At 69.0% G+C, this 21,709-nt stretch carries 10 protein-coding genes; 9 read left to right on the top strand and 1 reads right to left on the bottom strand.

Going from position 1 to position 21,709, the window contains the following annotated elements:
- The first annotated feature begins 85 nt into the window (after positions 1–85).
- The 9 genes from IPM20_13740 to rfbC all read left to right on the top strand — a co-directional run bounded on the left by IPM20_13740 (position 86) and on the right by rfbC (position 20,424).
- Positions 86–3,826, top strand: coding sequence for a tetratricopeptide repeat protein (locus IPM20_13740; protein MBK9132678.1), 3,741 nt, complete (start codon positions 86–88; stop codon positions 3,824–3,826).
- Positions 3,827–4,388: 562 nt separating this feature from the next.
- Positions 4,389–6,446, top strand: coding sequence for a tetratricopeptide repeat protein (locus IPM20_13735; protein ID MBK9132677.1), 2,058 nt, complete (start codon positions 4,389–4,391; stop codon positions 6,444–6,446).
- A complete protein-coding gene (locus tag IPM20_13730) occupies positions 6,443–8,521 on the top strand; it encodes a tetratricopeptide repeat protein (protein ID MBK9132676.1) in 2,079 nt (692 codons plus the stop codon). Before IPM20_13735 ends, IPM20_13730 begins: the two co-directional genes overlap by 4 nt.
- Complete coding sequence (locus IPM20_13725; protein MBK9132675.1) at positions 8,518–12,765, top strand: tetratricopeptide repeat protein; 4,248 nt, start codon at positions 8,518–8,520, stop codon at positions 12,763–12,765. Before IPM20_13730 ends, IPM20_13725 begins: the two co-directional genes overlap by 4 nt.
- Complete coding sequence (locus IPM20_13720; protein ID MBK9132674.1) at positions 12,762–16,937, top strand: tetratricopeptide repeat protein; 4,176 nt, start codon at positions 12,762–12,764, stop codon at positions 16,935–16,937. Before IPM20_13725 ends, IPM20_13720 begins: the two co-directional genes overlap by 4 nt.
- A gap of 52 nt (positions 16,938–16,989) precedes the next feature.
- Positions 16,990–18,087: a dTDP-glucose 4,6-dehydratase gene (gene rfbB, locus IPM20_13715; protein MBK9132673.1), complete on the top strand. Its 1,098-nt coding sequence runs from the start codon at positions 16,990–16,992 to the stop codon at positions 18,085–18,087.
- On the top strand, positions 18,084–18,986 hold the full coding sequence (gene rfbD / locus IPM20_13710) for a dTDP-4-dehydrorhamnose reductase (protein ID MBK9132672.1): 903 nt from the start codon (positions 18,084–18,086) through the stop codon (positions 18,984–18,986). Before rfbB ends, rfbD begins: the two co-directional genes overlap by 4 nt.
- Before the next feature lie 11 nt (positions 18,987–18,997).
- On the top strand, positions 18,998–19,879 hold the full coding sequence (gene rfbA / locus IPM20_13705; protein ID MBK9132671.1) for a glucose-1-phosphate thymidylyltransferase RfbA: 882 nt from the start codon (positions 18,998–19,000) through the stop codon (positions 19,877–19,879).
- Positions 19,879–20,424: a dTDP-4-dehydrorhamnose 3,5-epimerase gene (gene rfbC / locus IPM20_13700; GenBank protein ID MBK9132670.1), complete on the top strand. Its 546-nt coding sequence runs from the start codon at positions 19,879–19,881 to the stop codon at positions 20,422–20,424. The genes rfbA and rfbC overlap by 1 nt, the downstream gene beginning before the upstream one ends.
- A 47-nt stretch (positions 20,425–20,471) precedes the next feature.
- On the opposite strand, the gene IPM20_13695 is transcribed toward rfbC, so the two are convergent.
- Positions 20,472–21,503, bottom strand: coding sequence for a sulfotransferase (locus IPM20_13695; protein MBK9132669.1), 1,032 nt, complete (start codon positions 21,501–21,503; stop codon positions 20,472–20,474).
- Positions 21,504–21,709: the final 206 nt, after the last annotated feature.

Raw genomic sequence — 21,709 nt, 5'->3', positions numbered from 1 at the left:
GCCGCTGCATGGAGGATTCCCCGCCATGGCGCCCGCGCCGTGCGGGTCCCGCGCCAGCGAATGCCTGCGATGAGCCTGATGTACAGTGAACGCCCCTAAGCGCAACGACCCCTGCCCCTGCGGCAGCGGCAAAAAATACAAGAAATGCTGCCTCGCGGGATCGGCGGTCACCGCGGAGGAACTCTATAACCGCGGCGTGACCCTGGGAACCCGGGGTGAACTGGACGCCGCGGCGCAGTGCTATGAACAGGCGCTGCAGATCCGTCCCGGCTTCGCCGAGGCGCACAACAATCTCGGCATGATCCATCTCAGCCGCGCCCGCCTGGATGCCGCGGCGCAGTGCTTCCGGCAGGCCCTCGCCCACCGGCCGGGGTATGCCAACGCCCTGTTCAACCTCGCCGGCATCCTGCTGCGCCAGGGAAACAACGGCGAGGCGATCGACGCCTACCGGCGGCTGCTCGACCTCAACCCCGTCGACAGCCTCGCCCGCATCCAGCTCGGCCTGGCGCACAGCGGACGCGGCGAACTGGACGCGGCGGTCGCCTGCTTTCTCGCGGTCCTGGAATCCCACCCGGACTCCGCCGAGGCCTGGCAGAACCTCGGCACGGCGCGACTGCGCCAGAACCGGACCCAGGACGCGATCGAGTGCTACCAGAAGGCGCTGGCCCTCAAGCCGGATTCGGCCGAGGCGCTGCACAACCTGGGCCGGGCCCGCCTCGGCCAGGGCCGGGTCGACGAGGCGGCCGGCTGTTTCGAGGCCACCTTGAAGGTCAGCCCCGAACTCGCCTATGTCTACAGCAACTGGCTGATGGCGCAGCTCTACCGCGCGGACCTCCCGCCGGCCCGCCTGTTCGAACAGCACCGCGGCTACGCCGAGCGCTTCGAGGCGCCGCTCAAGCCCCACTGGCGCGCGCATACGAACACGCGCGACCCCGAGCGCCGGCTCCGGATCGGCTATGTCTCGCCGGACCTGCGCCGGCATTCGGTGGCCAGCTTCATCGAGCCCGTGCTGGCGCATCACGACACGTCCGCGGTGGAGATCTACGCCTATTACAGCCACAGCCAGCAGGACGAGGTGAACGCGCGCCTGAAGTCCCGCGTGGATCACTGGATCCCCTGCCTCGGCTTGTCGGAGGAGCAGCTCGCCGAGCGCATCCGGGCCGATGGCATCGACATCCTGGTCGATCTCGCCGGCCATACCGCCGGCAACCGCCTGCTCGCCTTCGCGCGCAAGCCGGCCCCGGTGCAGGTCACCTGGCTCGGCTATCCCGCCACCACCGGACTCGACGCGATGGACTACCGCCTCTGCACCCTCGACACCGATCCCCCGGGGCAGGAGCAATGGCATTCCGAGACCCTCTACCGGCTGCCGCGCACGCTCTGGTGCTACCGCCCGCCGGGTCCGCGCGCGCCGGCCGCGAGTGGACGCGCGGCCGGCATCGCCTTCGGCTCGATGAACAACCTGCCCAAGGTCTCACCGGAATCCTTCGCGCTCTGGATGCAACTGCTGCGCGACGACCCCGCCGCGCGCCTGATCCTGACCCGCGCGGGCGATGCCGCGACCCATGCCGAACTCAAGGCCCGCGCCGCCGCCGCGGGGATCGCGCCCGCGCGGCTCGATCCCCGCGGGCGGCTCCCGGAACCGGAGTATCAGGCGCTGCTGGCGGAGATCGACATTGCGCTGGACCCGTTTCCGTACACCGGCACCACCACCACCTGCGAGACGCTGTGGATGGGCATCCCCGTCGTCTCCCTCGCCGGCGCGACCTCCGTCGCGCGCTCCGGCTACGCCCTGCTCAAGCCGGTCGGGCTCGAGGAACTCGTCGCCCGCGACACCGCCGACTACGTCCGCATCGCCACCGACCTCGCCCGCGATTCCCCAACGGCTCGACCGCCCCCGCCGCGAGACCCCCCCGCGCTTCGACGCCTCCCCATTGCGCGACGAGGCCGCCTTCACCCGCGACCTCGAGGACGCCTATCGCGACATGTGGCGGCGCTGGTGCGCGCGCGAGGACCGCGCGTGAATACCGAACAGGCCTTCCAGCTCGCGCTGGCGCATCAGCAGGCCGGACGCCTCCCCCAGGCCGAGGCCCTGTGTCGGCAGATCCTGCAACAACACCCCGACTATCCGCCCGCCCTGCACCTGCTCGGCACCCTCGCCCGCGCCGCCGGCCGGCTCGAGGACGCCGCCGGGCTCTTCACCCGCACCGCGCGCGCCGCCCCCGCCAGCCCCGAGGCCCACTACGACCTCGGCGTCACCCGCGCCATGCAGGGCGATCTCGACGCGGCGATCGCCGGCTTCCGGAAGGCCCTGCAGCTCCAGCCGGACCACCTGCTCGCACGCTACAACCTCGCGCTGGCGCTCTATCATCGCGCGCGCCTCGAGGACGCCGACCGCGAATTCCGCCGCGTGCTCGAACTCGCCCCGGCGCTGCCCGAGGCGCACCTGATGCTCGGCCTGGTGCGGCACAAGCGCTCCCGCGTGGAGGAGGCCGAGGCCGCCTTCAAACAGGCGATTCAACTGCGCGCCGGCTATGCCGACGCCTACAGCAACCTCGCCAATCTCTATCTCGACCAGGGCCGGCTGGCGGAGGCGGAACAGGCCTGTCGCGCCGCACTCGAGCACGCGCCCGACCTCGCCGTCGCCCACTACAACCTCGGCCTCGCCGCCTTCCGCCAGGGCAAGCTCGATGACGCCGTCTCCGCCCTCCAGAACGCCCTCCGTCTCAATCCCGAGTACGCCGAGGCCTGGCTCATTCTGGGGAATGCCCGCGCCGGTCTCGGCGATCCCGCCCAGGCCATCCACAGCTACCGCAAGGCCGTCACGGCGAAGCCCGACTACGCAGAGGCCTGGTTCAAGCTCGGCAACGCCTGTCTGGAGCAGGACCGACTCGACGAGGCGTTGCCCGCGTGCCGGCGCGCCGTCGAACTGCGGCCCGACGAATACGCCTGCACCGACCTCGGCCACGTCTTCTTCAGGCTGCGCAGGTTCGATGATGCGCTGTCCAATTACCGGCGGGCACTGGCGGTCAAGGATCTCGCCCCGCTGCATGCCAACATCGCGCTGGCGCTGTCATGCCTGGGCCGGATGGACGAGGCGATGCAGGAATTCGAGCGCGGCCTCGCGCGGGATCCCGATTCCGCCGGGGCGCACAGCGCCAGGCTGTTCACCCTGCATTACCTCCCCGGCACGACGCCGGCCGCGGCGCTGGCCGCGCATCGGGAATTCGCCGCGCACTGCGAGACGCCGCTCAAGCCCCACTGGCGCGCGCATACGAACACGCGCGACCCCGAGCGCCGGCTCCGGATCGGTTACGTCTCCGCGGACTTCGCCTGGCACTCGGTGGCGTATTTCATCGAGCCCGTGCTCGCCGCCCACGATCACGAGCGTTTCGAGATCCACTGTTATCACACCAACCCGGTCCGCGACGAAGTCACGGTGCGACTCACCGCCCTTGCCGACCGCTGGCATGCCTGCGCCGGGCTCGCCGACGCGCAGCTCGCCGAGCGCATCCGGGCCGATGGCATCGACATCCTGGTCGATCTCGCCGGGCATACCGCGCCGGCAACCGCCTGCCCGCCTTCGCGCGCAAGCCGGCCCCGGTGCAGGTCACCTGGCTCGGCTATCCCGCCACCACCGGACTCGACGCGATGGACTACCGCCTCTGCACCCTCGACACCGACCCCCCGGGGCAGGAGCAATGGCATTCGGAGACCCTCTACCGCCTGCCGCGCACCCTCTGGTGCTACCGGCCCTTTGGCATCCGGCCACCGCTTGGACCGGCGACCGCCGCGCGGAGCGGACACATCACCTTCGGCTCCCTGAACAACCGCACCAAGCTCTCGCCCGCAGCGATCGCATGCTGGGCGGAGATCCTGCGGACCCTGCCCGCCTCCCGGCTGGTGATGACGAACATCCCGGAAGGCTCGGCGCAACACGATCTGCGCGCCGCCCTCGCCGCCCACGGTATCGATCCGCAGCGGCTGACCGTCCATGACCGCTTGCCGAACGAGGACTACTGGCGCCTGCTGGCGGAGATCGACATTGCGCTGGACCCGTTTCCGTACACCGGCACCACCACCACCTGCGAGACGCTGTGGATGGGCATCCCCGTCGTCTCCCTCGCCGGCGCGACCTCCGTCGCGCGCTCCGGGCTCGCCCTGCTGAAATCGGTCGGCCTCGAGGAACTCGTCGCCCGCGACACCGCCGACTACGTCCGCATCGCCACCGACCTCGCCCGCGATTCCCAACGGCTCGACCGCCTCCGCCGCGAGATCCCCCCGCGCTTCGACGCCTCACCCCTGCGCGACGAGGCCGCCTTCACCCGCGACCTCGAGGCCGCCTTCCGCGACATGTGGCGGCAGTGGTGCGCGCGGGAGAACCGCGCGTGACTACTGAACAGGACTTCCAGCGCGCGCTCGAGCATCAGCGGGCCGGGCGCCTCCCCCAGGCCGAGGCCCTGTGCCGGCAAATCCTGCAACAACACGCCGAATATCCGCCGGCCCTGCATCTGCTCGGCACCCTCGCCCGCGCCGCCGGCCGGCTCGAGGATGCCGCCGGGCTCTTCACCCGCACCGCGCGCGCCGCCCCCGCCAGCCCCGATGCCCACTACGAGCTCGGCGTCACCCGCGCCATGCAGGGTGATCTCGACGCGGCGATCGCCGGCTTCCGGAAGACCCTGCAGCTCCAGCCGGATCACCTGCTCGCGCGCTACAACCTCGCGCTGGCGCTCTATCATCGCGAGCGCCTCGAAGACGCCGACCGGGAATTCCGCCGCGTGCTCGAACTCGCCCCGGCGCTGCCCGAGGCGCACCTGATGCTCGGCCTGGTGCGGCACAAGCGCTCCCGCATGGCGGAGGCCGAGGCCGCCTTCAAACAGGCGATTCAACTGCGCGCCGGCTATGCCGACGCCTACAGCAACCTCGCCAATCTCTATCTCGACCAGGGCCGGCTGGCGGAGGCGGAGCAGGCCTGCCGCGCCGCGCTCGCGCGCGCGCCCGACCTCGCCGTCGCCCACTACAACCTCGGCCTCGCCGCCTTCCGCCAGGGCAAGCTCGATCACGCCGTCGCCGCCCTCCAGAACGCCCTCCGTCTCAATCCCGAGTACGCCGAGGCGCACATCAACCTGGGCATCGCACTGACCTATCTCGGCCGGACGCGGGAGGCGCTCGCCAGCTTCGAGGCGGCCCTCCGCCGCGAGCCCGGCCAGGCCTCCGGCTACAGCGCGCTGCTGTTCTCCCGGCTCTACCTCGCAACGACGACGCCGGCGGAATGGTTCGCCGCCTGCCGGCGTTTCGCCGAACAGTATGAAACCCCGCTCAGGAAACACTGGCCCGCGCACCGGAATCTCCGTGATCCCGGGCGCCGGCTCAAGGTGGGGTATGTCTCCCCGGACTTCCGCCGCCACTCGGTCGCGTATTTCATCGAGCCCATTCTCGCGCGCCACGACCGATCGCGCATCGAAGTCCATTGCTACTACAATCACGCGATGCAAGACGAGACGACGGCGCGGATCGCCGCCAGCGCGGATCACTGGACTCCCTGCAAAGGCCTGTCCGACGAGGAACTGTCCGAACGCATTCGTGAAGACGGCATCGACATCCTGGTGGATCTGGCGGGACATTCGGTGGACAACCGCCTGCCCGTCTTCGCGCGCCGGCCGGCGCCGGTGCAGATCACGTATCTCGGCGCTCCCGCCAGCACCGGCCTCGACGCGATGGACTACCGCCTGTGCACCCTCGATACCGATCCCCCGGGGCAGGAGGAATGGCATTCCGAGGCCCTGTACCGGTTGCCGCGCACGCTCTGGTGCTATCGGCCCGGCGGCGACCGACAGCCGCCCGCGGCGCGGAGTGAAGACATCACCTTCGGCTCGCTGAACAACATCGCCAAGGTATCGGAGAATTCCCTCTCCGCCTGGGCGGAGATCCTGCGCGCGACCCCCGCCGCGCGCCTGGTCATGACCCAAGTACCGGAGGGCAGCGCCCGCCGCGGGATCCACGACCATTTCGCCGCCCGCGGCATCGAACCGGACCGCATCGTCCTGCACGGACGCATCTCCGAAGCGCGATATCTCGAACTCCTGGCCGCGATCGACATCGCGCTGGACCCGTTTCCGTACACCGGCACCACCACCACCTGCGAGACGCTGTGGATGGGCATCCCCGTCGTCTCCCTCGCCGGCGAGACCTCCGTCGCGCGCTCCGGACTCGCCCTGCTGAAAGCGGTCGGTCTCGAGGAGCTCGTCGCCCGCGATCCCGCCGGCTACGTCCGCATCGCCACCGACCTCGCCCGCGATCCCGCACGGCTCGACCGCCTCCGCCGCGAGATCCCCCGGCGCTTCGACGCCTCCCCGCTGCGCGACGAGGCCGCCTTCACCCGCGATCTCGAGGACGCCTATCGCGACATGTGGCACCGCTGGTGCGCGCAGGATGCCCCGTCATGATGGCCGAGCGTTCCCTCCCTCACCTGCTGCAGCAGGGTCAGGCGCACTTCATGCGCGGGGAATACGACGCGGCCGCCGTCCGCTATCAGGAGGCCGTCGACCTCGCCCCGGATGCCTACCCGGCCCGTTACAACCTCGCCCTCGCCCGCTACATGTCGGGCCGGCTGGACGAGGCCCTGGCGCAGTTCGAACAGGCGTCGCGGCTCGCGCCCGGCAACGCCGAGCCGCACATGATGATCGGGCTCAGCCTATACCGGCTGGGGCGCCTGGAGGACTCCGCCGCCAGCGCGCGGCGCGCCATCGAACTGAACCCCGCCAGCGCGGAGGCCCATAACAATCTGGCCGCGGCCTGCATCGGCCTGGGTCGTTTCGACGCGGCCGCCGCCTGCGCCCGGCGCGCCCTCGGACTGAAGCCGGAATATCCCGAGGCCAGCAGCAATCTCGCGACCGCCTGCCTGCATCTGGGACAGCTGGAGGAGACCCTGGCACATTGCCGCACGGCGCTCGCGCATCGGCCCGGTTCGGTGGCCGCGCAGATCACGCTCGGCGTGGCGCAGTACAAGCTGGGGCGCTGGGATGAGGCCCGCGCCGCATTCCAGCGCGCGATCGCGCTGCAAGCCGACGCCATCGAGGCCTATGTGAATCTGGCGACGCTCGCGCTGCATCAGGGCGCGCTGGACGAGGCCGAGGCGCTCGCTCAGAAGGCGATCGGCCTCAAGCCTAGGCACGCCACCGCCCACTACACGCTGGGACTCGCCCTGATCAGACAGGGCCGGCCCGCGCAGGCCATAACCTGCTTCGAGCGCAGCCTTGCCCTCGATCCGGGGTCGCCCGCCGTACAGAGCGCCCGGGTGTACGCGATGCTGTATCTGCCGGAAACGACCCCGAGTGAGGCGCTGGCCGCGCACCGCGAATTCGCCGCACGGTGGGAGTCTCCGCTCAAACCGCACTGGCCGCGCCACACGGCTGCGCGCGATCCGGAGCGCAGGCTTCGCGTCGGCTACGTCTCGCCCGACTTCCGCCGCCACTCGGTCGCCAATTTCATGGAGCCCGTCATCGAGTCACACAATCGCGCCGGCTTCCAGGTCCATTGCTATTACACCGGCACCGGAAGCGATGCGGTCACCGGGCGCCTGAAATCGGTGGCGGATCACTGGCTGGACTGCGCCCATCTGTCCGATGAGCAACTCGCCGGGCACATCCGTGCCGACGACATCGACATCCTGGTCGATCTCGCCGGTCACACGCGTGACGGCCGCCTGCTCGCCTTCGCGCGCAAACCGGCCCCGGTTCAGGTGACCTGGCTCGGCTATCCCGCCACCACCGGCCTCGACGCGATGGACTACCGCCTCTGCACCCTCGATACCGATCCCCCGGGACAGGAGGAATGGCATTCCGAAACACTCTATCGACTGCCGCGCACCCTCTGGTGCTACCGGCCGCCGGGACCGCGCCCCGCGCGCGCCGCGACTGTGACGGGCGCGGGATCGCTCACCTTCGGTTCCTTCAACAACATCGCCAAGGTCTCGGAGCCGTCGCTCGCCGCCTGGGCCGAGATCCTGCGCGCGACCCCCGCCGCCCGGCTGATCATGACCAGCGTGCCGCAGGGATCGGCGCGCGCGCCGATCGCGCGCCTGTTCAGCGAGCGCGGGATCACGCCGGAACGGGTGCTCATGCACGACAAGCTGTCCGACGGCGATTTTGAACATCTGCTGACGGAGATCGACATCGCGCTGGACCCGTTTCCGTACACCGGCACCACCACCACCTGCGAGACGCTGTGGATGGGCATCCCCGTCGTCTCCCTCGCCGGCGAGACCTCCGTCGCGCGCTCCGGACTCGCCCTGCTGAAAGCGGTCGGTCTCGAGGAACTCGTCGCCCGCGATCCCGCCGGCTACGTCCGCATCGCCACCGACCTCGCCCGCGATCCCGCGCGGCTCGAGCGCCTCCGCCGCGAGATCCCCCGGCGCTTCGACGCCTCCCCGCTGCGCGACGAGGCCGCCTTCACCCGCGATCTCGAGGACGCCTATCGCGACATGTGGCGGCAGTGGTGCGCGCGCGAGGACCGCGCGTGAATACTGAACAGGAATTCCAGCTCGCGCTGGCGCATCAGCAGGCCGGACGCTTTCCGCAGGCCCGGGACCTCTGCCTGCAGATCCTGCGACAACACCCCGAATATCCGCCGGCCCTGCACCTGCTCGGCACCCTCGCCCGCTCCGCCGGCCGGCTCGACATCGCCGCCGACATGCTCGGCAAGGCCGTGCGGGCCGCCCCCGATGCCGCCGGCCCCCACTACGACCTCGGCGTCACCCGCGCACTGCAGGGCGATCCCGCCGCGGCGGCCACCTGCTTCGAACGCGCGCTGGAACTGCAACCGGGCCATGCCGAGGCGCTGATGGGCCTCGGCAACCTGCTGCTCGAACGCGGCCAGGCGGACGCGGCGGCGGACTGCTATCGCCGGATCGTCGCCGCCGATCCGAATGCGGTCATGGCCTATTACAATCTCGGACTCGCCTGTTTCCGGGCGGACCGGCTGGACGAATCCGCCGACCATTACCGGCGGGCGCTCGCGCTCAAACCGGACTCCGCCGAGGCGGCCCTCAATCTCGGCATCACCCTCAGCCGTCAGGACAAGCCGGACGAGGCCATCCTCTTCCTGCGCCGCGCGCAGGCGGGTCTCCCGGGCAATCCCGTCGCACCCTACAATCTCGCGCTGGCCCTGCTGAATCACGGTCGCCCGGAGGAGGCCGAGGCGTACTTCCGCCAGGCCCTGGCGCTCGATCCGAATTATGGCGAGGCCTGCCTGAACCTGGGCAATACCCTGATACGCCTCGGCCGCCTGGACGAGGCGCTGGGCTACTGCCGCAAGGCGGTCGAACTCAGGCCCGATTCCGCCGATGCCCGGCTCACCCTCGGCCTGGCCCTGCACGACCAGGGCCGGCTGGACGAGGCCGCCGCCTGCTATGAGCAGGCGATCGCGCTCCAGCCCGGCTTCGCCGAGGCCTACAGCAATCTGGCCAATACCCGCCTCGACCAGGGCCGACTCGACGAGGCGCTGCGCCTGTGCCGGAAGACCATCGAGCTGGCGCCGGACTTCGCCGGCGGCCATTACAATCTCGGCCTGGTGCTGTTCGGGCAGCACAGGCTGGACGAAGCGGAGGCCAGCTACCGCAGGGCCATCGCCCTCAAGCCCGACTATGTCGAGGCGCACGCGAACCTGGGCACCACCCTGACCTACCTCGGACGGACGGACGCGGCGATGCGCAGCTTCGAACAGGCGCTCGCCCTCAATCCGGATTCCGACGGCGCCCACAGCGCCCGACTGTACTCGATGCTGTACCTGGCGCAAACGACGCCGGCCGCCTTGCTGGCCGCGCACCGCGAATTCGCCGCGCGCTGCGAGGTACCGCTCAATCCGCACCGGCGCACGCACGTCAACACACGCGATCCGGAACGCCGGCTCCGGATCGGCTACGTCTCCGCGGATTTCCGCCGCCACTCGGTCGCCAACTTCATCGAGCCCGTGCTCACCCACCACGACCGCGCCCGCTTCGAGGTCTTCTGTTATTACAACAGCACCGAACGCGACGCGGTGACGGATCGCCTCGTCACGCTCGCCGACCGCTGGCTGACCTGCGCCGGACTCACCGACGAACAGCTCGCCGAGCGCATCCGGGCCGATGGCATCGACATCCTGGTGGATCTCTCCGGACACACCAGCGGCCACCGCCTGCTCACCTTCGCGCGCAAGCCCGCCCCGGTGCAGGTCACCTGGCTCGGCTATCCCGCCACCACCGGCCTCGATGCGATGGACTACCGCCTCTGTACCCTCGATACCGATCCCCCGGGACAGGAGGAATGGCATTCCGAAACGCTCTATCGACTGCCACGCACGCTGTGGTGCTACCGCCCACTCACCGAGCGCCCGGCGCGCGGTGCAACGCCCGGAGCGCCGCGTGGACAGATCCGCTTCGGTTCACTGAACAACCTCGCCAAGGTCTCACCCGCGAGCCTGGACTGCTGGGCCGAAATCCTGCATGCCGTGCCCGGATCCGGCCTGGTCATGACCAGCATCCCGGAGGGTTCGATCCGTCAGTCCCTACACGACCGCTTCGCCGCCCGCGGCATCGATCCCGTGCGCATAGCACTGTACGGCAAACTCCCCTACGCCGAGTACTGGCGCCTGCTGACGGAGATCGACATCGCACTGGACCCGTTTCCGTACACCGGCACCACCACCACCTGCGAGACGCTGTGGATGGGCATCCCGGTCGTCTCCCTCGCCGGGGAGTCCTCCGTCGCCCGTTCCGGACTCGCCCTGCTGAAGGCCGTCGGCCTCGAGGAACTCATCGCCCGCGATGGCGCCGACTACGTCCGCATCGCCACCGATCTCGCCCGTGATCCCGCGCGGCTCGAGCGCCTGCGTCGCGAGATCCCCCAGCGCTTTGACGCCTCCCCGTTGCGCGACGAGGCCGCCTTCACCCGCGATCTCGAGGCCGCCTATCGCGACATGTGGCGACAGTGGTGCCAGCCGCCGTCCCCGCGCCGAGAGGAGATCCAGGCCCTGCTCAAGGCAGGCAATGACCTGCTCTCCCGGGGCGAGCGTGAAGAGGCGGCGGCCCGCTTCGATGCGGCGCTGGCACTGCAGCCGGACACCCCGGAAACGCTGATCGCGCTGGGCACCGCCTTCTATCGGCTGGGCCGGCTGGACACGAGCGCGGCCGCGTTCGAACAGGCGCTTGCGCTCAAACCGGATTCCGCCGAGGCCTGTCACAACCTCGGCACCGTCTACATGGACCAGGGCCGGCTGGAGCTGGCCGCCGGCAACTTTCAGCGGGCGATCGGGCTCAAGCCCGACGCCGCCGTCCCGCATTACAACCTCGGCCTGATCCGTTTCCGGCAGGGGAACATCGATGAGGCCATCGCGTGCAACCAGCGCGCGCTGGCGCTGAAGCCCGACCTGTACAAGGCACTGAACAATCTCGGCGTGGCGCTCGCGTACCAGGGCAGGAACCGGGAGGCCATGCGCTGCTACGAGCAGGCGGTCGCGCTGCAGCCGGAATACGCCAATCCGCTGAGCTCCCGGCTCTGCGCCATGAACCGCATCGCGGGCCTGCCCGCGGAGGACATCCATGCGGCGCACCGGGATTTCGCCGCGCGTTGCGAGGCGCCGCTCAAGCCGCGCTGGCGCGCCCACGCCAACACGCGCGAGCCCGAACGCCGACTCAGGATCGGCTATGTCTCCGCGGATTTCCGCCGCCACTCGGTCGCCAATTTCATCGAGCCCGTGCTTGCCCGCCACGATCACCAGCGCTTCGAGGTCTTCTGCTATTACAACCACACCGAGCGCGACGCGGTCACCGGGCGCCTGATCGCGCTGGCCGACCGCTGGCTGGAATGTCCGCGACTGACGGAGGATCAGCTCGCCGAACGCATTCGCACCGATGGCATCGATATCCTGATCGATCTCGGCGGACACACCGACGGCAACCGCCTGCTCACCTTCGCGCGCAAGCCCGCCCCGGTTCAGGTGACCTATCTCGGCTATCCCGCCACCACCGGCCTCGACGCGATGGACTACCGCCTGTGCACCCTCGACACCGATCCCCCGGGGCAGGAGGCCTGGCATTCGGAGACCCTCTACCGCCTGCCGCGCACGCTGTGGTGCTACCGCCCGCCCGGTGCGCGGCCGGCCGGCGGCACCGCACCCGCGCTGCAGGGGGGTCGGATCACCTTCGGTTCCCTGAACACCTACCCCAAGATCACGCCCGAGACCTTTTCCGTCTGGATGGACATCCTGCGCGCCGTGCCGGATTCGCGCCTGATCATGACCGCCGTCCCCGAGGGCTCCGTGCGCCGGACGCTGGCGGAGCGCATCGCCGCGCAGGGCATCGCGTCCGACCGGGTCAGCGTACATTCCCGGGTATCCGACTCGGCGTATCATGAACTGATGCGCCAGATCGATCTCACCCTCGATCCGTTCCCCTATACCGGCACCACCACCACCTGCGAGACGCTGTGGATGGGCATCCCGGTCGTCTCCCTCGCCGGTGAGTCCTCCGTCGCGCGCTCCGGACTCGCCCTGCTGAAGTCCGTCGGTCTCGAGGAACTCGTCGCCCGCGATGGCGCCGACTACGTCCGCATCGCCGCCGAACTCGCCCGCGATCCCGCGCGGCTCGATCGTCTGCGCCGCGAGATCCCCGCGCGCTTCGACGCCTCCCCTCTGCGCGACGAGGCCGCCTTCACCCACGACCTCGAGGACGCCTATCGCGATATGTGGCGGCGCTGGTGCCGACCGCAGCCGGGAGGGACGACATGAATTTCGATACCTCCCTGCAACGCGCGCTGCAACAAGGCCGGGAATATTCCGGGCGCGGCCGCCATGACGAGGCCATCGCCTGCTTCCGCGAGGTGCTCGCGCTCAATCCGCTCCACGCGGAGGCGCAACTCTATCTCGGCAACGCCTGCCTCGCCCAGGGTCGCGCGGCGGAGGCCGCCGACAGTTATCTCAAGGTGATCGCCGCCCAGCCGAATCTCGCCGCGGCCCATTTCAATCTGGGGATCGCGCGTTACCAGCAAGGCCGGCTGGATGAGGCCGAGGCGAGCTACCGGCGCGCCACGATGCTGAAACCCGATTACGCCGAGGCCTACAACAATCTCGCCCATGTCTGTCTCGACCGGGGGCGCCCGGGGGATGCCGTGGCCGCGTGCCAGCAGGCCATTGCGCTGAAACCGGACCTTGCCGCGGCGCACCAGAATCTCGGGCTGGCGCTCCTGCGCCAGGGCCGGCTGGAAGAGGCGATCGCGGCAGCGCAGCGCGCGCTTGCGCTCAAGCCGGACTTCGTCAGTGCCTATCACACACTCTGCCTCGCGCTCTATGACCTGGGCCGCATGGACGAGGCGCTGGAACGCGCGCAGCGGTCCCTCACGCTGCAGCCGGACGACACCAATATGCAGATCTTCCACTCCGCCCTGCTCGCCCACACCGGCCGCAGCCGCGAAGCTTTGCAGGCATTGGACACCGTTCTGAGGTTCGCCCCCGATTCCGCCGCCGCGCTCAGCGCCCGCTGCTCCGCGCTGCTGTACCTGCCCGAGACCACGCCGGATGACCTGCTGGCCGCTTCCCGCCGCTTCGCACAACGCTGCGAGACACCGCTGAAATCGACCTGGCGCCCGCATACCAATACGCGCGAGCCCGAACGCCGGCTCCGGATCGGCTATGTCTCCGCGGATTTCCGCCGCCACTCGGTCGCCAATTTCATCGAGCCCGTGCTCGCCCGCCATGACCGCGCCCGCTTCGAGGTCTTCTGCTATTACAACTATTCCGAACGCGACACGCTCACCGAGACCCTGGCCGCCCTGGCCGACCACTGGTTCGACTGCCCCGGGCTGCCGGACGAGCAGCTCGCCGGGCGCATCCGGGCCGATGGCATCGACATCCTGATCGATCTCGGCGGACACACCAATGAGCATCGGCTACTCACCTTCGCCCGTCGGCCCGCCCCGGTGCAGGTCACCTGGCTCGGCTATCCCGCCACCACCGGCCTCGATGCGATGGACTACCGCCTCTGTACCCTCGATACCGATCCCCCGGGACAGGAGGAATGGCATTCCGAAACGCTCTATCGGCTGCCGCGCACGCTGTGGTGCTACCGCCCGCTCACCGAGCGCGCGGCCGGTCTTCCAACGCCTGTCGTGCAGGGCGGCCTTGTCACCTTCGGATCGATGAACAGCTATCCCAAGATCTCGCGCGAGACGCTTGCGGCCTGGGTCGATATCCTGCGTGCCGTCCCGGATTCGCGCCTGATCATGAGCGCGGTACCCGAGGGCTCGACCCAGCAAGACCTGAGACACTACTTCGCCGCCGCGGGCCTGGCGCCGGCGCGGATCACGTTATGCGGACGGCTGCCTTACGAGGAATTCCGGCAGCTACAGCACGGGATCGACATCGCGCTGGACCCGTTTCCGTACACCGGCACCACCACCACCTGCGAGACCCTGTGGATGGGCATCCCCGTCGTCTCCCTCGCCGGCCAGACCTCCGTCGCCCGCTCCGGACTCGCCCTGCTGAAAGCGGTCGGACTCGAGGAACTCGTCGCCCACGATGTCGCCGGCTACGTCCGCATCGCCACCGACCTCGCCCGCGATCCCGCGCGGCTCGACCGCCTCCGCCGCGACATACCCGCGCGCTTCGACGCCTCCCCGCTGCGCGACGAGGCCGCCTTCACCCGCGATCTCGAGGACGCCTATCGCGATATGTGGCGGCAGTGGTGCGCGCGCGGGCCGGCACCCGAAACCGCCGCGCCTGCAGCCACGCCGAACGTGAAGGATCGCCTGGAGGCGTTGCTGGAACAGGGACTCGCGCGTTATATGCGGCGCGAGTTCGCCGCCGCGGCGGAGGACTTTCGCGCGGCGCTGGCGCTCGATCCGAAACATGCCGAGGCGCAGCGCAAGCTCGGCAATGCGTATTTTGCCCAGGGACGGCTGGACGAGGCCGTCGCCTGTTACCAGCAGGCCGTGGCGCTCGATCCCGCGCTCGTCGCGGCGCACTACAACCTGGGTCTGGCGTATTTCCGGCAGGGCAGGGCGGACGCCGCCGCGGACTGCTATCTGGCCGTGCTGAAGCTCAAGCCGGACTTCGTCGAGGCATACTCCAGCCTGGGCGTGACCTGCAGCAGCCAGGGCCGCCAGGAAGAGGCCTTGCAATACCTGCGCAAGGCGCTGTCCCTGCAACCGGAAAATGCCCTGATCCACAACAATTACGGCCTGACGCTCCACAAGTCGCACCGACGGGACGAAGCGATCGCCAGCTACCGACGGGCGTTGACGCTCAAACCGGAGCTCATCGAGGCGCACCTGAACCTGGGTAATGCCCTGGCGGAAAGCGGGATGCAGGAGGAAGCCATCGAAAGTTACCGGCGGGCGCTGGCACTGAAACCGGACTCTGCCGAGGCGTGGTTCAATCTGGGCGGCATCCTGCTCGCCCAGGGCAGGCTCGACGAGGCGGGCGACTGCCTCCGCAGGACGATTGCACTGAAACCGGATTACGCCGCCGCCCATAACAATATGGGCCAGCTCCTCATTCGCCAGGACAGGCTGGACGAGGCCGTGGCCAGTTACCGGCAGTCGATCGCGCTCAAGCCCGGCGATGCCGAGGCGCACATCAATCTGGGTTCCGCGCTGACCAATCAAGGCGAGGTGGAAGAAGGCATGCGCTGCTACGAAGCAGGCCTCCGTATCGATCCCGCCTCCGCGGCCGGACACAGTGCCCGGCTCTTTGCGCTGCACAATCTCTCCTCGGTCACACCGGAGCAGGCGTTCGCCGCCCAGCGGTTCTTCGCCGAGCAGTGCGAGACGCCGCTCAGGCCGTACCGGCGCCCGCACACGAACGATCGCGACCCCGGGCGCCGGCTCAGGATCGGCTACGTGTCACCCGATCTGCGCCGCCACCCGGTGGCGAACTTCATCGAGCCGGTGCTGGCCCATCACGACCGTGACCGGGTCGAGGTCTATGGCTACTACAACAATTACGAGCGTGATGACTGGACCGACCGGATCGCCCTGCTCGTCGACCGCTGGATCCCCTGCCCGAGCCTGTCGGATGAAGCGCTGGCCGAACAGATCCGTGCCGACCGCATCGACATCCTGGTCGACCTCGCCGGCCACACCGACAAGAACCGCCTGCTGGTCTTCGCGCGCAAACCGGCGCCGGTTCAGATCACGTATCTGGGCGACGTCGCGAGCACCGGCATGGAGACCATGGACTGGCGCCTGAGCCATATCGACACCGATCCTGAAGGCTACGAGCGCTATAACAGCGAGCGGCTGTTTCGCCTGCCGCGCAATCTCTGGTGTTACCGGCCGGCCGCGGACCTTCCGCCCGTCGCAACGACGACGCCGGCGCGCCGCAACGGTCACGTCACCTTCGGATCGATGAACAAGGTCGCCAAGGTCTCGGAGGCGACGCTGTCCGCCTGGTCGGAACTGCTCCGGCGCGTCGCCGGCTCGCGGCTGGTCATGGCGGGCGTGCCGGCGGGCGAGGCGCAGCGGCATATCCGGGAGCGTTTCGCCACGCACGGGATCGGGCCGGAACGCCTCACGCTGCATCACAAACTGCCGCTGCGTGAGTTCCGCGCCCTGCACGCGAACATCGACATCGCGCTCGACCCCTGGCCGTTCAACGGCAACACGACGACCTGCGAGGTCCTGCATCTCGGCCTGCCGGTGATCAGCCTGGCAGGTGACCGCTTCTCGGCCCGCTTCGGCTATCATCTGCTGAAGACGATCGGCCTGGCCGAACTGGCGGGACGGGATGTCCAGGACTACATCGCCATCGCCGAGTCCCTGGCCGCGGACCTCGACCGCCTCGAGGCCTTGCGCAGCGGCATGCGCGCGCGCCTGGCCGCCTCGCCGCTGCGCGACGAGGCGGGCTTCACGCGCCAGCTGGAGGAGGCGTATCGCGCAATGTGGAGGGACTGGTGCGCCTCATGATGCAGCTCCCGGCGCGGGACTCGCGCCCGAACCGGACAAAGGATCGATCGGCATGATACTGGTCACTGGCGGCGCCGGTTTCATCGGCGCGAATTTCGTCCTGCGGTGGTGCGCCACGGACGCTGAACCGGTCCTGAACCTGGACGCGCTGACCTACGCCGGCAATCCGGAGAACCTGCGCGCGCTGACCGGCTCGGCGCGGCATCGCTTCATCCACGGCGACATTACCGACCCCGCCCTGCTGCAGCGCCTGTTCGCCGAGCATCGCCCGCGGGCGGTGCTCAATTTCGCCGCCGAGACCCATGTCGACCGTTCGATCCACGGCCCCGAGGCCTTCGTGCGCACCAACGTCACCGGCGCCTTTCATCTGCTGGAGACAGCGCGCGCGTACTGGCAGCAGCTCGGCGACGCTGAACGGCGGGCGTTCCGCTTTCTCCATGTCTCCACCGACGAGGTCTATGGCAGTCTCGGTCCGGGCGATCCGGCGTTCAGTGAGACCACGCCCTATGCCCCGAACAGCCCCTATGCCGCCAGCAAGGCGGCCGCCGACCATCTGGTCCGCGCCTATCACCATACCTACGGGCTTCCGGTGCTGACGACGAACTGCTCGAACAACTACGGCCCGTACCAGTTCCCGGAGAAGCTGATCCCGCTGACCCTCATCAACGCGCTCGCGGGCCGGCCGCTGCCGGTCTACGGCGACGGGCGGCAGATCCGCGACTGGCTCCATGTCGAGGATCACTGCGCGGCGATCCGGCAGGTGCTGACGGGTGGCCGGCCGGGTGAGACCTACAACATCGGCGCCCGCAACGAGATGACCAACATCGACGTCGTGCGCGCCGTCTGCGCCCTGCTGGACGAACTGGCGCCGGCGGCCGCACGCGACCTGCGCGACGCGCGGGGCCACCCGGTGCGGACCTACGCCGAACTGATCGCCTTCGTGGCGGACCGGCCCGGACACGACCGGCGCTATGCCATCGATGCCGCCAGGATCGAGCGCGAACTGGGCTGGCGCCCCGTGGAGAGTTTCGCGACGGGCCTCCGCAGGACGGTCGAATGGTATCTGGCGAATCCGGACTGGACGGCGCGCGTGCAGAGCGGGGCCTATCGCGAATGGATCGGGCTCCAGTACGGCGAGGGCATGCAGTGAGGCTGCTGCTGCTGGGCAAGAACGGCCAGGTCGGCTGGGAGCTGCAGCGCGCACTGGCGCCGCTCGGCGAGCTGATCGCGCTGGACCGCAGCGGGACCGCGGACCTGTGCGGCGACCTGGGCGATCTCGCGGGCCTGACCGCGACGGTGCGCGCGGTCGCGCCGCAGGTCATCGTCAACGCCGCCGCCTGGACCGACGTGGACGCGGCGGAACACGATCCGGAGGCGGCCACGCGGATCAATGCCGAGGCGCCCGGCGTGCTGGCGGCGGAGGCGGCGCGCCTCGGGGCCTGGCTGGTGCACTACTCGTCCGACTACGTCTATTCCGGCGCGGGCACGCGGCCCTGGACCGAAACGGACACGCCCGCGCCGCTCTCCGCCTATGGCCGGAGCAAGCTCGCCGGCGATGAAGCGGTGGCGAACTCCGGCGCGCGCGCACTGATCTTCCGCACCTCCTGGGTCCATGCCGCGCGCGGCCGCAACTTCCTCCGCTCGATACTTCAGCTGGCCCGGAGCCGTGATATCCTGAGCGTCGTCAACGACCAGTTCGGCGCCCCCACCGGCGCGGACCTGATCGCCGATGTCACGGCCCACGCCCTGATCGCGCTGGCGCAGACCGGAGAGGCGTCGCGCGGCGGGCTGTACCATCTGGCGGCGGCCGGCGAGACGACATGGTGGGAATACGCGCGGCTGATTCTCGCCGAAGCCCAGCAGGCGGGCGCGAGCCTGCGGGTGACGGCCGAACAGGTGACCGCCGTACCGTCCGAGGCCTATCCGCGGCCGGCGCCGCGGCCGCGCAATTCCCGTCTCAGCGTCGCCCGCCTGGAGCACGCCTTCGGCCTGCGGATGCCGGACTGGCGCGACGGCGTCAGACGCACCGTGCGAGAGCTACTGACCTAAGGGGGGAGTTCGTGCCCAGAAAAGGCCTCATCCTGGCCGGAGGTTCCGGCACCCGCCTGTACCCGACCACGCTGCCGGTCTCGAAGCAGTTGCTGCCGGTGTACGACAAGCCGATGGTCTATTATCCGCTCAGCATCCTGCTGCTGGCGGGCATCCGCGACATCCTGCTGATCACGACCCCGGAGGATGCGCCGCTGTTCACCCGCCTGCTGGGCGACGGGAGCCAGTGGGGACTGAATCTTTCCTATGCCGTGCAGCCGCGACCGGACGGCCTGGCCCAGGCCTTCACGATCGGCGCGGACTTCATCGGACGCGACCCGTCGGCCCTGGTGCTGGGCGACAACATCTTCTACGGCCACAACCTCCAGACCCTGCTGAAGGACGCGACGCAACATCGGGCCGGCGCCACGGTCTTCGCCTATCACGTGCAGAATCCCCAGCGCTATGGCGTGGTCGAATTCGATGCCGCCGGCCAAGCCCTGTCGCTGGAGGAAAAACCCGCCCGGCCCCGCTCGAACTACGCGGTAACCGGCCTCTACTTCTACGACAACCAGGCGGTGGACTTTGCCCGCGCGATCCGCCCCTCCGCCCGCGGTGAACTCGAGATCACCGACCTGAACGCGATGTACCTCGACCGGCGCGAGCTGCGCGTCGTGATCATGGGGCGCGGCTACGCCTGGCTCGACACCGGGACGCACGAAAACCTGCTCGAGGCGGGACAGTACGTCGCCACTATCGAGAAGCGGCAGGGCCTGAAGGTCGCCTGTCCGGAGGAGATCTGCTTTCGCAACGGCTGGATCGATGCCGGGCAGTTGCAGAAACTCGCGGCGCCGCTGGCCAAGACGCCCTACGGTGAATATCTGCTGCGACTGATCGATGGCCGGGTGTTCTGATGCGGACGGAGCGGCTGGCGATCCCCGATCTCGTCGTGTTCACGCCCCGGGTCTTCACCGACCCGCGCGGATTTTTCTTCGAGAGTTTCCATCAGCAGCGCTTCGCGGAGGCGACCGGGCGGTCTCCAGAATTCGTCCAGGACAATCACTCGCGCTCCGTCAAAGGCGTCCTGCGCGGGCTGCATTACCAGCTGCCGCCGATGGCGCAGGGAAAACTGGTGCGGGTGATCCAAGGGGAGATCTATGACGTCGCGGTGGATATCCGCCGCGCCTCGCCCACCTTCGGCCGCTGGGCGGGCGCCCGGCTCTCGGCCGAGAACCGGCGCCAGCTCTGGATCCCGGAGGGCTTCGCCCACGGCTTCGTCACCCTGAGCGACAGCTCCGAGGTGCTCTACAAGACTACGAATTACTACTCTCCGGAACACGAACGCTGCATCGCCTGGGACGACGCGGATCTCGCCATCGACTGGCAGTATCCGGACACGCCCGAACTCTCCGCCCGGGACCGGCAAGGTTCATCGTTCAGAGCGGCTGTGCTGTTCTGATCCGCGCTGCCTGGCCCCACAGCGCGCGTGACGCGCGCGCCCCGGCGTCAGACCAGATAATGAAACATGGCCATCCAGTCGCCAAGCTGGCTCGTTACCAATCCCAGCACCTTGGTTCCGAGGCTGTCGGCATAGCTGCCCGTACCCACCTTCTCGGCGACGAAGAGTGACCCATCGAAGCGGTTCTCCACCCCCAGGAACACGCTGAGATCATCCAGCACGGCGTTCTTGTCGGCCGCGAGGTCTTCGATGCGAATCTCCATGACGCACTCCGCCGGCACGCGCGCTTTCACGGCCTCGTAGGCGGCGAACTGGGCGCTCAGGCCGGCAACGATCGCCTTCGGATCGGAGGGCGCCCAGGCCTGCTTGAGATATGAGCCCACGACGTCGCGCGGATCCCGAATCATGTGAATGAAGCGCATGGCCGGATAAAGTTCACGCAGGAAATCCAGATAGAGCCAGTTATCAGGCGTGTCGTCGCACCAACGCCGCGCCCCGGCGCGCCGGAGCGACGGGGCGTAGAGCCGGTCGAGAAACGCGCGGCAGGCGTCCAGCAATTCATCCCGGGTCATCGACCTGGGCGTGAAGAAGGGCCGGATCAGGCCCTCGGTATCGACGATACCCTCGACCGAGACGCTCTCGAGCAGACCGTGGACGAAGTCGTTCACACAGATATCATAGTGCTCGAGGCCCACGAACTGACCGGTCGCGTGGATGCTGAAACCGGCGTCCGGGTGCTCGCGCCCGATGGTCTCGAAGGCCTGGTGCATGTCCGAGCCCGCGGCAATCAGCCCGCGCACCTTGTCGTTCAGCGCCGCATCGCCGAACCCTATCACGCGCAGCTTGGCCGCCCACAGGATGAAATCGGCGACCGCGTAATGGTGGCGCTTCATGTCGAACGGGCCGGACAGCCGGTTGACCAGATCCATCAGTCCGCCGCGCTCGATGATCAACTTGTTCTCGTGTACCGGCAACACGATCTCCGGATGCGAGTTCAGCAAATCCGCCATCACCGAGGTGCCGGAGCGCCCGGTACCGCCGATGAAGATGGGTTGCGCGCTGGGGAGGTGCGGGTTCATGTCGTGTCCGCGGGGCGTGGTTCGCTCCCGGCTATACGGTGGGTTACCGGAAGAATAAACGGCCGTTTTCGCCAGGTCCAGCGGGCGACCGCCATCATCAAATCCACGTATCCACCAGGGGAAATTGAAAGGAGGATCTCCCGGCGCAGGGTAATCAGCCGCCCAGCGCCCGTGATCCCACATCCGCAAGCATTTGACGTCAGCAA

Source organism: Gammaproteobacteria bacterium, from assembly GCA_016716465.1.
Taxonomy (GTDB): domain Bacteria; phylum Pseudomonadota; class Gammaproteobacteria; order SZUA-140; family SZUA-140; genus JADJWH01.
This window is presented reverse-complemented; position numbering and strand designations above follow the sequence as displayed.

Coding starts and splice junctions, on each gene's coding strand:
- IPM20_13730 (MBK9132676.1), top strand. CDS start 6,443: ATGATGGCCGAGCGTTCCCTCCCTCACCTGCTGCAGCAGGGTCAGGCG.
- IPM20_13720 (MBK9132674.1), top strand. CDS start 12,762: ATGAATTTCGATACCTCCCTGCAACGCGCGCTGCAACAAGGCCGGGAA.
- rfbB (MBK9132673.1), top strand. CDS start 16,990: ATGATACTGGTCACTGGCGGCGCCGGTTTCATCGGCGCGAATTTCGTC.
- rfbC (MBK9132670.1), top strand. CDS start 19,879: ATGCGGACGGAGCGGCTGGCGATCCCCGATCTCGTCGTGTTCACGCCC.
- IPM20_13695 (MBK9132669.1), bottom strand. CDS start 21,503: ATGAACCCGCACCTCCCCAGCGCGCAACCCATCTTCATCGGCGGTACC.